12 protein-coding genes and 2 pseudogenes are annotated in these 12,221 nt (G+C 66.1%); 13 read left to right on the forward strand and 1 reads right to left on the reverse strand.

Features of this window, described 5'->3' with window-relative positions; genetic code table 11:
* Positions 1-28: 28 nt before the first annotated feature.
* On the forward strand, positions 29-439 hold the full coding sequence (locus CXY81_RS09820; RefSeq protein ID WP_104170894.1) for an ester cyclase: 411 nt from the start codon (positions 29-31) through the stop codon (positions 437-439).
* 271 nt (positions 440-710) lie between these two features.
* Here CXY81_RS09820 and CXY81_RS16125 read toward each other — a convergent pair whose 3' ends face one another.
* Complete coding sequence (locus tag CXY81_RS16125; protein ID WP_146067673.1) at positions 711-1,025, reverse strand: hypothetical protein; 315 nt, start codon at positions 1,023-1,025, stop codon at positions 711-713.
* Positions 1,026-1,223: 198 nt separating this feature from the next.
* Here CXY81_RS16125 and CXY81_RS09825 point away from each other — a divergent pair, with 198 nt between their 5' ends.
* The 12 genes and pseudogenes from CXY81_RS09825 (at position 1,224) to CXY81_RS09885 (ending at position 12,122) form a co-directional block, all read left to right on the forward strand.
* Positions 1,224-2,468, forward strand: coding sequence for an IS256 family transposase (locus CXY81_RS09825; RefSeq protein ID WP_104194739.1), 1,245 nt, complete (start codon positions 1,224-1,226; stop codon positions 2,466-2,468).
* A 196-nt stretch (positions 2,469-2,664) separates the two neighbouring features.
* A pseudogene (locus CXY81_RS09830) lies at positions 2,665-2,931 on the forward strand (recombinase family protein); the annotation flags it as partial.
* Positions 2,927-3,316, forward strand: a pseudogene (locus CXY81_RS09835) (transposase); the annotation flags it as partial. The pseudogenes CXY81_RS09830 and CXY81_RS09835, both read left to right, overlap by 5 nt.
* A gap of 1,582 nt (positions 3,317-4,898) precedes the next feature.
* A complete protein-coding gene (locus CXY81_RS09845; protein WP_104194764.1) occupies positions 4,899-6,068 on the forward strand; it encodes an NAD(P) transhydrogenase subunit alpha in 1,170 nt (389 codons plus the stop codon).
* Positions 6,068-6,391, forward strand: coding sequence for an NAD(P) transhydrogenase subunit alpha (locus CXY81_RS09850; RefSeq protein WP_104099771.1), 324 nt, complete (start codon positions 6,068-6,070; stop codon positions 6,389-6,391). Before CXY81_RS09845 ends, CXY81_RS09850 begins: the two co-directional genes overlap by 1 nt.
* Entirely contained in the window at positions 6,388-7,761 is a 1,374-nt protein-coding gene (locus tag CXY81_RS09855) for an NAD(P)(+) transhydrogenase (Re/Si-specific) subunit beta (protein ID WP_104194741.1), read from the forward strand. Before CXY81_RS09850 ends, CXY81_RS09855 begins: the two co-directional genes overlap by 4 nt.
* Before the next feature lie 109 nt (positions 7,762-7,870).
* The gene (locus CXY81_RS09860; protein ID WP_104194742.1) at positions 7,871-8,482 is read left to right on the forward strand and encodes a hypothetical protein; all 612 of its coding nucleotides are present in this window, start codon (positions 7,871-7,873) and stop codon (positions 8,480-8,482) included.
* A gap of 215 nt (positions 8,483-8,697) precedes the next feature.
* On the forward strand, positions 8,698-9,291 hold the full coding sequence (locus CXY81_RS09865; protein WP_104169840.1) for a copper resistance protein CopC: 594 nt from the start codon (positions 8,698-8,700) through the stop codon (positions 9,289-9,291).
* An 88-nt stretch (positions 9,292-9,379) separates the two neighbouring features.
* The gene (locus CXY81_RS09870) at positions 9,380-9,925 is read left to right on the forward strand and encodes a copper chaperone PCu(A)C (protein ID WP_104194743.1); all 546 of its coding nucleotides are present in this window, start codon (positions 9,380-9,382) and stop codon (positions 9,923-9,925) included.
* Positions 9,922-11,184 (forward strand): Dyp-type peroxidase, encoded by a 1,263-nt coding sequence (locus tag CXY81_RS09875; protein WP_233194113.1) that lies wholly within the window; start codon positions 9,922-9,924, stop codon positions 11,182-11,184. Before CXY81_RS09870 ends, CXY81_RS09875 begins: the two co-directional genes overlap by 4 nt.
* A gap of 87 nt (positions 11,185-11,271) precedes the next feature.
* Entirely contained in the window at positions 11,272-11,871 is a 600-nt protein-coding gene (locus tag CXY81_RS09880; RefSeq protein ID WP_104194744.1) for an HdeD family acid-resistance protein, read from the forward strand.
* Positions 11,868-12,122 carry a hypothetical protein gene (locus CXY81_RS09885; protein WP_104169837.1) on the forward strand — a complete coding sequence of 85 codons (255 nt, stop codon included), beginning with the start codon at positions 11,868-11,870 and terminating at the stop codon, positions 12,120-12,122. The genes CXY81_RS09880 and CXY81_RS09885 overlap by 4 nt, the downstream gene beginning before the upstream one ends.
* Positions 12,123-12,221: the final 99 nt, after the last annotated feature.

A 12,221-nucleotide genomic window follows, 5' to 3' on the forward strand; every position in this document is an offset into this window, starting at 1 on the left:
TGGTAATTTTTAGGAAGAGAGCGAGCACATGAGTCAAGAAGTGAATATTGCTGCACAGCAGAAGTTTGGTGACGCCGTGAACAGCGGAGAACTCGACCTTCTCAATGACCTCGTGGCCGAAGACGCAGTCGACAACGACCCGGCCCCTGGCCAGGGCCCGGGACACGCAGGCTACAAAGCGTTCTTCGGCGAGATGATTGCCGCTTTCCCCGACCTGCACATTGAAGTCGAGCGCCTCGTCGCAAACGACACCGACGTCGCATTCGCGTACACTCTCACCGGCACCCACCAGGGCCCTCTCATGGGCCACCCGGCTAGCGGGAAAACGATGTCTGTTCGTGGCATGCAAATCAGCCGGTTCGAGAACGGGAAACTTGTCGAGCGTTGGGGTAGCAGCGACGAACAGGGCATGCTCCAACAACTTGGTCTGGCACCGTAACCTGCGATAACTGGCGTTCCTAATCAGAAGGAGTAGGGCGGAGGACGCTTATTTGACTATGTTTCATGACGCTAGACGGCCTTGATCGCGCACTGGGCACGCAGGCAGAACTGTACTGGTGTGCCTGGGAGCGCCTCCGACCCGTCAACGCTGGCGCGTAGGTAGGGGTGGCTCGTAAATTCGTTGCCGCTACCAACATTGCGCGTATCGTTTTGCCGCGCGTTTTGTTGGTCTTATGAGGACGAGCTGACCTAGCGGATCTTACGGGTAATCAGCTGACGGAGGCTTCTGCGGCGCTGCGAGGTGACGGCTCAGGCAGTGGACAGAGCACGATGGATTTTGTTGTACCCGCCAGTTCGTTGAGTGCGGCGGCGTGGCTCCATAGGAAGATCCATATTCTGACCATGGCTGTGTCGGCCGACGACGGCACTGCAAACTTGTACATGCAGATTGCACAGGTTTCGGTGACGGAGGCGTCATACAAGGAGCCGAAGGCGAGTGCGTCACCGGCGGCTACCTGTTCGAGTAGCAAATGGTCGCCGGCACCGTCCCGGGGGGGACGCGGCTTCGTCTCGGCGGTGGTCATGGTGCGGTCCCGGACGATCGAATGACGAGTGTAGAGAAGGCACTCCCTGGATGTGGTGAGTGAATCCGCTGACAGGGTGGTTACGTCCCCGTGAGTGGTGTGGTTTCCCGCTCTTGAGCGTTGCTTCGTCAACGTTAAGAGCCACCGTGGGATGGTCAGTGAGTACCGACTAAAGCAACTTACAAAGGACACCACACGATGGCTCTAGACCAGTCTGCCGTGCTCGACCTGCTGGGAGAACTCAAACTCACCGATGTCACCGACCGCATCCGCGTCGCGACCGAAACCTTGTGTCAAGAATTGATCGATGCGGAGGCGACCGCGTTCATCGGTGCAGCCCCGTTCGAGCGCTCTGGCGACCGCACCACTTACCGCAACGGCACCCGAGCGCGCACCCTGACGACCACAGCCGGGGGCCTCGATCTGAAGATCCCGAAGCTGCGCGCCGGGTCGTTCTTCCCCGCGCTCCTGGAGCGTCGCCGTCGGGTCGACCAGGCGTTGTTCGCTGTCGTGATGGAGGCTTATGTCCACGGCGTCTCGACCCGCAAAGTCGACGACCTGGTCAAGGCCCTCGGAGCGGACACGGGGATCTCGAAGTCGGAGGTGTCCCGGATCTGCGCGGGCCTGGACGCTGAGGTGGCCGAGTTTCGCGACCGCACCCTCGCCGCCCAAGACTTCCCGTACGTGTTCCTCGACGCGACCTACTGCAAAGCCCGCGTCGGGCACCGGATCGTGTCCCAGGCCATTGTCGTCGCGGTCGGCGTGGCTGCCGACGGGCGCCGGGAAGTCCTCGGCTTCGACGTTGGTGACAGCGAGAACGAGGGCTTTTGGACCAGCTTCCTTCGGTCGCTGAAGACCCGCGGCCTCGACGGGGTCAAGCTGGTTATGTCTGACGCGCACACCGGCCTGAAGAAGGCCATCGGGACCGTGTTCCAGGGCGCCGGCTGGCAGCGCTGCCGGGTTCACTTTATGCGCAACGTCCTCGCAGTGATCCCGAAAGGATCCCAGGACATGGTCGCCTCGATCATCCGCACCATCTTCGCCCAACCGGACCGCGAACACATCGAGAAGCAGTTCCGAGAAGTCACGACCATGCTCGGCCGCTCGCACCCCAAGGTCGCTGCCATGCTCGTCGACGCACAACCCGACCTCCTCGCGTTCGCCGCGTTCCCACGGCGACACTGGCGCCAGATCTGGTCCACGAACCCGCTGGAACGGGTCAACAAGGAGATCAAACGCCGCACCGACGTCGTCGGAGTGTTCCCTAATTCCGCGGCCCTGCTGCGCCTGGCCGGGTCGGTCCTGATCGAGCAGCATGACGAGTGGGAAGCCGGCGAACGCCGTTACTTCTCCGAAGCATCCATGCTCGAGCTGGCCACCATGAACAACCCCATCGAGGTCATCGACGAGGCGGTGATACTCCCCGAACTCGCCGCCGCCTAAGCTAGAACAGCTGACCCGCACGGTGTCGAGAAACTCCACCACTCTGCGGGACGTGACCAATTCTCGTCGATTGGCTTGCGCGCTGATCCTTTGCAACACGTCGAAATATGTGACGGATTATGTGAAGAATTTTGGGTTTCTGGGCGATACGGACGTGATGTCACGTAATCGAACGTTTAGATGACAGGGGTCGAGCATGCACGTCGGATGCATGCGCGTGTCAAAAGCTAATGGTTCGCAGAGCACTGATCTACAACGAGACGCACTCCTGGCCGCCGGCGTCCCTGCAGGGGATCTCTACGAGGACCGGGCATCCGGCAAGAAGAACGGACGGCCACACCTGGCGGCCTGCCTGAAGGCGCTGCGTCATGGTGACACGCTCCTGGTTCAAAAGCTGGACCGGCTCGGCCAAGACCACGATCATCCCGACCTCGGGCCCGGGGCGGCAATCGACACCACCACTGACCGTGCGGGTCGTGGACTACACGATCGACGACGGACGCGACAACCCTGACGCCTACCGGCTGCTGACCACGATCCTTGATCCGGCGGAGGCCTCCGCGGAAGAACTCGCGACCATGTACTCCGAACGATGGGAGATCGAGTCCGTGTCCGACGAGCTGAAGACTCACCAACGCGGGCCGCGCATGGTGATGCGGTTCAAATCCCCCGACCTGGTCAAGCAGGAAATCTGGGGCCACCTCTGCTGCCACTACGCGATCCGCACCCTCGTGGTCGAGGCCGCCCAGCATGCTCACCGCGACCCTGACCGGGTCTCCTTCATCGCCGCACTCCGCATCGCCCGCCGTTCCGTGGCTCAGGGCGCTTTTCCTGCCTCCGCGCCCTGACTACGCCACACCGGTCTGGCGCCATGCGGTAACCGCCCTGATCCGACGGCTGAACCCCGCGCGACGACGGCGTTCGAACCCTCGCGTCATCAAACGCAAGGTCTCAAAATGGCCCGCCAAACGCTTTCACCACGCGCACTGGCCACAACCCCTCCACGAGCCAGAAATCACCACTCAACCGCTTAAATGAACGGTATTGGGCTTGAACTCGAACCACCGGCCGTCGGCTTCAGAGATCCGAAATAACGCCCTTCGAATTGGCACCGCAACCTCGCAGCGAGGGAAGTTTTCACGGTGAGTGCTTTCGTCGCAGAGACCGCCGCCGGGAACACTCTTACCCGGATTGCACAGGACGCCGGATTCGGAAGAACCACGCTTTCTCGGCAATTTAAGGAACATGGAATCCAGCCACCTTCTTGTGGTCGTCGCCCGAAAGACATTTCACGGGAGTTTCCCGTGCGGCACTACGTCGACCAGGGTGAGTCCGCCCGGGAAATTGCAGCGATCCTCGGGATGAGCCCGAGTGCTGTCCTCCGTAGACTCCGTCGGGAAGGCATCCAAACGCGTCCAAGAGGCGGCGCGAGGCTCATACCAGTTCAACTTCGTGCTTCGGACTCACGGGTGGACTCGCCTTCCGCCGACGTGTTGGTCGTGACACGCCCCACTCTCGATTTTGACATCGAGAGACGGGGCATTTCGTAGCAGGCATGGAGCGTCCAAGCGCTAACGATGCAGCGGGTCTAGCGTCTTACAAGTTTCTGCTGCAGTGGATGTTGCATTAGCCGGTGTTCCGACTGGTGGCTGTGGAACGGTCACGATGGATCGAGTTGTGTGTCCTTCCGGATCCTTCTTGGCGCGAGCTCTCCGACACAACAAGATGATTGAGTTGACAACCACCGTGCCCAGGCCAATGACATAGTCAGGGATCCACCAGGCGCTCGACCGGTCCTCCGATCCCGGTGAAGTTGACGCAGCCGCGATGAAGCTTGCGCCCAGCGAAACGAACATCAGAGTTCCACCGGCCGTTAGCACGCCAACTTGAATCCGGTCAGCAGTTAATGTCCATGAAGAAGATGCTTTGACATAGTTTCTGATCAGCTGCGATCTCACTTCGCTGAGGGCGACTTAGTCTGTACCAGAGAGCTTCTCAATCGCAGACGTGAGTCGTTAAATTCGACCTAGACCGACGTTCGGCATGAAGGCGCCACTGACTGAGACGCCTATCGCGACGGCGGCTGTGATTGAAGCCACGATGCTCGGAATTTCCTCAACTGCTGACATGCCATAAGGGTATTGCCGGGTGATCTCACCCCTTGACCACCTGCACGACAAGGTTGAGACACGGTCGAGGATAGTGACGGGTAGACGGGGATTGGCGCGGTGACAGGTGTACAGGATTCGCCGTGATTTCGGCAGTAGCCAATGACAACTGAGTCAGGAACCTACACACCCGCCGCAGCGCGGTCATATTCTCCGGGCGGCACGCGAATCCCACTACGCTACGAACGGGGACGAAAGTGCCGCGCAAGTGTTCGGATCGGTCCGTTCTCGCTCGTGGCCGTTCGCCACGAAGGAGACGCGCGTGAGAGTCGGCATCGGACGAGAACGCCTGCAAGGTGAGCGCCGCGTCGCGGCGACCCCCGAGACAGTGACCCAGCTCACAACCCTTGGACTCGAGGTCCTGGTTGAGTCCGGTGCGGGCGCCCCTTCCGGTCACGGCGACGCCGCCTACACGGATGCCGGTGCCGCCGTTGTGCCGCACCTCACCCCGGGCGACCTCGATGTCTACTGCCACGTGCGCCCCCTCGCCCCGGAGTTCGCGGCTGCTTTCCGCCCCGGCACGATTACGGTCGGTCTGGCGTCGCCGGCCTCCGAGCTGGCCACCGTCGCCGCCCTGGCCGCGGCCGGCGCGACGGCCTTTGCCCTCGAGCTGGTTCCGCGCATCTCGCGCGCCCAGTCGATGGACGCGCTCACTAGCCAATCGCTGGTCTCCGGCTATCGCGTGGTGCTCGAGGCGGCCATCCGATTCCCCCGCTTCTTCCCGCTCTACATGACCGCGGCCGGTACGATTCCGCCGGCTCGAGTGCTCGTGCTCGGGGCCGGCGTGGCCGGACTGCAGGCAATCGCCACGGCCAAGCGCCTTGGTGCCCGGGTCTCGGCCTACGACGTGCGCCCGGCCTCGGCCGATGAGGTCATCTCCATGGGTGGCACCTTCGTCGACCTCGACCTGGACGCCGTCGAGGGTACGGGTGGCTACGCCCGGGAACTGAGCGTAGATCGTGCCGTGCGCCAGCGCGAACTGCTCGCACCCTACGTGGCCGCAGCCGACGTCATGATCACCACGGCGGCCATCCCCGGTCGCGCGGCCCCGCTGCTCGTCACGCACGAGATGGTGGCCGCGATGCGTCCAGGCTCGGTCGTGATCGACCTGGCCGCCGAGACCGGCGGGAACGTCGAGGGTGTTCTCGCCGGTGTGGACACCCTGGTGCCCACCCAGGCCGGTGACGGCTCCGTCACGCTCGTGGGCATGAAGGACGCCCCCTCCACGATGCCGGCGGACGCCTCGCGGCTTTTCGCAAAGAACGTGGCCAACCTGCTCGCTTTGATGACCGTCGACGGCACGGTGACGCCCGACTTCACGGACGAGGTCGTCGCCGGGGCGTGCCTGACGCATGACGGCACCATCCGGCACGAACCCACGGCCGCCGCCGTGGCCGCCGCCGTGGCCGCCGCCGTGACAGGAGAACACTGATGGATCCAATCACCCTGCTGACCGTCGTCGTGCTGGCGGTCTTCGTTGGCTTCGAGGTCGTCTCGAAGGTCTCGAGCACCCTGCACACCCCACTGATGAGCGGGGCGAACGCCATCCACGGCATCATCCTGATCGGCGCCATCATCGTCGCCGGGCAGACCCTGGAGCCGTGGCTGCTCGCGGTCGCCCTGCTCGCCGTGGTGATGGCCACCGCGAATCTCGTCGGCGGCTTCGTCGTGACCGACCGGATGCTCAAAATGTTCGCCCCCCGCAAACCGGCCGGCGCCGGCCCGAAGACCGATCCGAAGGACGCGACGAAATGAGCCTGCTCAGCCCCGAGTGGACCAGCCTGCTCTACCTGATCGCCGCGGTCTGTTTCATCCTGGCCCTGCGCGGGCTCTCCTCGCCGAAGACCGCCCGCCGCGGCAACCTGATCGGGGCCGCCGGCGCGCTGCTGGCCGTGATCACCGTCTTCCTCTCCGCCCGGATCGAGAACATCCCGGCCATCCTCATCGCCATCGCGGTGGGATCGGCGATCGCCGCTCCCATCTCGCGGCGCGTGGAGATGACGCAGATGCCCCAGCTCGTCGCGCTGTTCAACGGCGTCGGCGGCGGTGCCGCGGCACTGGTCGCCATGCTGGAGCTCGGCAGCACCGACAGCCCGTGGAGCAAGGTGGCCGTGGTCTTCACGATGCTCATCGGCGCCGTCTCGTTATCCGGCTCCGCGGTCACCGTCGGCAAGCTGCAGGGCCTGATCAGCTCCAGGCCGCTCATCTTCCCGGGCCTCGCGATCGTGATGGGCGGCATCGTGCTGGCCGCCCTTGTGGCCGGAGGCTTTGTCGTCGCCACCGGTGCGGCCGGTTGGGCTATCGGCCTGCTCGTGCTGGGACTGCTCGTCGGGGCGCTGCTCGTGCTCCCCGTCGGCGGGGCCGACGTGCCGATCGTGATTTCCCTGCTCAACGCCTTCACCGGTCTGGCCGTCGCGGCCTCCGGCATCGTTCTCGGCAACCTGCTCCTTGTGGTGGCCGGCACCCTCGTGGGCGCCAGCGGCACGATCCTGACCCGGGCGATGGCATCCGCCATGGGTCGCGGCGTGAACGGAATCCTGTTCGGGGCGTTCAAGGGCGGTTCCACCGCCGGGTCGACCGCCCAGAGCGACCGGCCCGTGCGCAGCTCCAATGCGGAAGACGTCGCCGTGCTGCTCAACTACGCCCAGCGCGTGGTCATCGTGCCCGGCTACGGCCTCGCCGTGGCGCAGGGCCAGCACACCATCGCCGAACTCGCCACCACCCTCGAGGCGCGCGGCGTCGAGGTCGTCTTCGCCATCCACCCGGTGGCCGGGCGCATGCCCGGGCACATGAACGTGCTTCTCGCCGAGGCGAATGTGCCCTATGAGGCGCTCAAGGAGATGGCCGAGGTCAACCCCGAATTCAAGAACACGGATGTCGCCCTCGTCGTCGGCGCCAACGACGTGGTCAACCCGGCCGCGAAGACGTCGCCCGGCTCGCCGATCTACGGCATGCCGATCCTCGACGTCGGTGATGCCCGGCAGGTGGTGTTCCTCAAACGGTCGATGCGTCCCGGTTTCGCCGGCATCGAGAACGAGCTGCTCTACGACCCGAAGACGACGCTGCTGTTCGGCGACGCCAAGGACTCTCTGACGAAGGTGCTCGGCGCGGTCAACGCGCTCTGAGTTCGGTGCCCGCCCGGCCCCGGCCCCGGCGCACAGGTCAGGGCGGTAGGGTTCAGTCAGGGACCCGACCCTGACCCCGATCGGGGCGGTTCCGGTGCGAGGGAGAGCCATGACGAGCAGGTGGGCGCGATTCGGTCGCGGCTGGCTGACCGCATCCGTCGCCGTCTTCGTCGCCGCCCTCTCGCACATCGCCGGCGGCGGCAACGCTCCCGGCTGGCTCAGCGTGGGTCTGGCCCTCGCCTTCGCGGGGATCGCGTCCGTACTGTTGGCCGGCACAAGCTTGTCGCTATTGCGTCTCTCCCTCTCCGTCGGGGTCAGCCAGCTTCTGCTGCACGTTCTGTTCGGCCTCGGCGGGGCCTCGAGCGCGACGATGACGAGCACCTCCCATCACGGAGCCGTCACCCTGGCCGACGCGACCCCCCACCTGATGCACGCGGTCGGCGCCCTGCCTGGTGGCTGGATGTGGGTGGCACACGCCCTGGCCGCCCTCGTCACCATCGCCGCCCTGTACCGCGGCGAGAAGACGTTCTGGGCGCTGCTCGAGGAGACGACGATCCGTCTCATCGCGGTCCTGATCGAACGCCTCGCTCCGGCGCAGATCGGAACGGATGCGGCGACGGTGCGCCCTGCTTTCCGCCGGGTCTTCGTTCCGGCCGATCTCGGCGTACTGCTCTCCAGTGTGCTCCGCCGCGGTCCGCCCCTGCGCGCCCTGGCACCGTGAGGCTCTGACCTTCTCACCCGTGCGCTCTGATCCCGATGCGCTGCACCCTACGCGCGACCCGCTGACCCGCAGAGCCGCTGACACCTGGCCCGAACGATTCCGTTCGACCTCGGTGAGGTCGCCGGCGTCTGCGCACCCGGCCACCGGCACGTCTGTGCCCGGTGAATCTGCCGTCGCACCGCCCCATCTCTTCCCTCCACGAATCGGAGATTTCAATGATTTTTGCCCTACCGCGACGCCCGGCAGCAGCCGTTTTCCTGACCCTGGCCGTGATCGCTCTGTCCATATTCAGCCCGGTGGCTCCGGCGGCCGACGCGCACGACCAGGTGGCGTTGACCGTTCCGGCCGACGGTGAGAACGTCGACCTCGCTCCCGCCGAGATCGCCATCACGTTCACGGACGACATCCTCGAGGTCGGCGCCATCGTCATGGTTGTCGATACCGAGGAGAAGAACTGGGCAGAGGGCGATATGCGGCTCGACGGGCCGCAGGCCACCCAGCCGGTGGCGGCCGACCTGCCCGACGGTGCCTACGACGTGCGCTGGCGGGTCGTGTCCGCCGACGGTCACCCGGTCTCTGGCGCCTTCGCCTTCACCGTGGGCGCCGCGGCCCAGCCCCGGTCACAGTCGACTGCGGGTGCGACCGCGGCGCCGGACCCGTCCGGCGCCGCGACATCCGCCGCCTCGGAAGAGACCGCCGACGGAACGGGACTCTCTGTGGTCGCGGTGGGTCTCCTCGGTGCCCTCGGTGGACTGGCCGCCGTCGCCCTGTTCATTGCCTGGCGAGCCAGGCGCCGCGGCAACCCGTGAAAAACCTGAAGCACCTGAAGCACCTGAAGCACCTGACACACCGCATCGTTTCCCGAGCACCCAACGCACCACACCAGGAGAACCCCTCATGAAGCTCAACACCGTTCCCACCCGATTCGTCGTTGCCGCCGCCGCTCTGATTCTGGCCCTCTCGGGCTGCGCCGGCGCGACCGAGGCACCCGCGGCGACGACCGACAGCCCCACCTCGGCCGACACCCTGGCCATGACGGATGCCTGGGTCAAGGCGAGCGAGTCCGGCATGACCGGCGCCTTCGGCCTGCTCGAGAACTCCGGACCCGACGACATCACGGTCGTCTCAGCCGAGACATCCGCAGCCTCGATGATCGAACTTCACGAAACCGTGGCCAACGACGCCGGCGACATGGTCATGCAGGAGAATCCGGATGGCTTCGTGGTGCCGGCCGGCGGCTCCATCGAACTCGTCCCTGGCGGCCGCCACATCATGCTGATGGGGCTCACCGTCCCGCTCGCCGCCGGCGATGCAGCCGCCTTCACCCTCGACCTCGCCGACGGGTCGAGCCTGGACTTCTCGGCCCCGGTGAAGGACTACACCGGGGCCGACGAAACATACGAGGGCGACACCGAAATGGACATGGATACCGACAGCCAGTGAGTTCCCTCACAGAGAATGAACGGAGTGGACCGCCCGAACCGTCCGTGCAGTCGGGCCGCCGGCTCAGCCGGCGCCACCTTCTTCTGGGTGGTGCCGCCGCCGGGATCGGTGCGGCCGGAGCCATGGGCATCGACCTCGTGGCCAAGGCCGGGATCGGCGGCTCTGCCGCTCCATCGGTACCGCTCTTTCGCGGCACCGACGCCGTTCCCTTCTTCGGGGTGCACCAGGCAGGGGTGGACACCGACCCGCAGGCCCGGGTCACGTTCGTGGCGCTCAACCTGCTCGCGCAGATCGACCGGGCCGCGCTGCGGCGGATGATGCGCATCCTGACCGACGATGCCGCCCGGCTCACCCAGGGCGAGGGCGCCCTGGCCGATTCGGAACCCGAGCTGGCCGTCGTGCCGGCCCGGCTGACGGTCACCTTCGGCTTCGGGCCCGGCCTCGTCGCCGTCGCCGGGGGAGAGGCTCCCGGCTGGCTGAGGCCGCTGCCCGCGTTCACGATCGACCGGCTCCAGCCGGAGTGGAACGACGGTGACCTGCTGCTGCAGATCGCCGCCGACGACCCGATGACGGTCGCCCATGCCACCCGGATGCTTCTGAAGGACCTGCGCTCCTTCGCGTCGGTGCGGTGGGTTCAGTCCGGCTTCCGCCGAGCGGCCGGTTCGGAGAAGCCCGGCACCACCATGCGCAACCTGTTCGGCCAGGTGGACGGCACCGCGAACCCGGCCGCCGGAACGGCCGACTTCAATGCCCTGGTCTGGGGCACGGCCTCCGGTCCCGGCTGGCTGGTGGGTGGAACCAGCCTCGTCCTACGCCGGATCAGCATGAACCTCGACACGTGGGATGGGCTCGACCGCTCGGGCCGCGAGTCCGCGGTCGGACGCACTCTCGCCGTCGGGGCGCCGCTCACGGGCACGAAGGAGCGCGACGAGCCCGACTTCACGGCGACGAACGCGCTCGGGTTCCCGGTCATCCCCGAGTACTCCCACCTGCGTCGCGCCCGGTCGGAGGACCGGTCCCAGCGCATCCACCGCCGCGGCTACAACTATGACGACGCGCCTCAGGGTTCCGGCGTCTCCAACTCCGGACTGCTGTTCGCGTGTTTCCAGGCGGATGTCGACGCGCAGTTCGTGCCCATCCAGCAGCGCCTCGACACCCTAGACCTGCTCAACCAGTGGACCACCCCGATCGGTTCCGCGGTGTTCGCGATTCCGCCGGGATGCGCGACGGACGGCTACATCGGCGACACCCTGTTCTGACCGATCTGCGCACCGGGGCCCAGCGGGCGGCCAGGGCCGCCCGCGTAGACTGTATCCGTCTCAACCCGCAATGAAAGAGGTCGCCGCGTGGCGAACGCCCAGGCTCCACACTCCACCACCGGCCGGTACTGGCCGGTGCCGGTGCTGCGAGCCGCCCTCACCCTTGTGCCGGCGGCCGCGATTACCTTCAACGCCGATCATTCGGCGGAATTCGGCCTTCTCGTGTTCGGCGCCTTCGCGCTACTCAGCGGCCTCACGGTGGGTCTGCTCAGCCGGCGCACGCTGGCCGATCCGCGGGAGCGGTCCCTCTTTGTGGTGCAGGGCGCAGTAGGTGTCGCCGCCGGCCTCCTCGCGCTGCTCTTCCACGCGGGCGGGCTCGGTTTCTTCCTCTTCCTGGTCTCGGTCTGGGCGGTGGTGACCGGTTTTCTCGAGCTGTACAGCGGCATCCGTGCGCGTCGGCGCGACCCGGCCGACCGTGACTGGCTGCTGGTCGGCGCCGTCACCGCCCTGCTGGCCGTGATCTTCCTGCTGCTGCCGCCCAACGCAGTGGTGTCGGTCGGCCTGTTCGGCGCCTACCTCGTGATGCTCGGCGTCTACCTCGCCATCGCCGGGTTCTCCCTCAAGTGGTCCGGCACGGATGCCGCCCTCGCCCTCACGGCCTCACCCAACGATTCGGACACCCTGTGACCCAGAACACCCCGCGCACACCCAGCCGTTCCGAGAAGCTCAAGCCGATCGAGCTCGTCGGCTTCTCGGCCGCGATGGCCGTGTTCCTCGGCCTGGTCGTGCTGATGAGCACTCGGGACGTGGTGCTGGCGTTGATCGGCTTCGGCGGCACGTTCATCCTCGTGCTCGTCGTGATCGCGATGCTCGTGCTCGGCATGAAGCCGAACCCGGCCGAGAGGTCCGACCTCGACGAGCAGGACCGCGGCCTCTGAACTGAGGCGCCGCGCGTACTCCGACGCCACGAGCATTCTGACGCCGCGCGTGGGGTGCGCCGCTGCGCAAGTGGCACGCCACCAGCGGAACGGCGCAGC

The organism is Cryobacterium sp. M25 (assembly GCF_002929635.1).
GTDB classification, from domain to species: domain Bacteria; phylum Actinomycetota; class Actinomycetes; order Actinomycetales; family Microbacteriaceae; genus Cryobacterium; species Cryobacterium sandaracinum.

Excerpts from the sequence above, each read along its gene's own strand:
- CXY81_RS09870 (WP_104194743.1), top strand. The coding sequence starts at position 9,380 with ATGAAGCTCAACACCGTTCCCACCCGATTCGTCGTTGCCGCCGCCGCT.
- CXY81_RS09820 (WP_104170894.1), top strand. The coding sequence starts at position 29 with ATGAGTCAAGAAGTGAATATTGCTGCACAGCAGAAGTTTGGTGACGCC.
- CXY81_RS09865 (WP_104169840.1), top strand. The coding sequence starts at position 8,698 with ATGATTTTTGCCCTACCGCGACGCCCGGCAGCAGCCGTTTTCCTGACC.
- CXY81_RS16125 (WP_146067673.1), bottom strand. The coding sequence starts at position 1,025 with ATGACCACCGCCGAGACGAAGCCGCGTCCCCCCCGGGACGGTGCCGGC.
- CXY81_RS09850 (WP_104099771.1), top strand. The coding sequence starts at position 6,068 with ATGGATCCAATCACCCTGCTGACCGTCGTCGTGCTGGCGGTCTTCGTT.
- CXY81_RS09855 (WP_104194741.1), top strand. The coding sequence starts at position 6,388 with ATGAGCCTGCTCAGCCCCGAGTGGACCAGCCTGCTCTACCTGATCGCC.
- CXY81_RS09825 (WP_104194739.1), top strand. The coding sequence starts at position 1,224 with ATGGCTCTAGACCAGTCTGCCGTGCTCGACCTGCTGGGAGAACTCAAA.
- CXY81_RS09860 (WP_104194742.1), top strand. The coding sequence starts at position 7,871 with ATGACGAGCAGGTGGGCGCGATTCGGTCGCGGCTGGCTGACCGCATCC.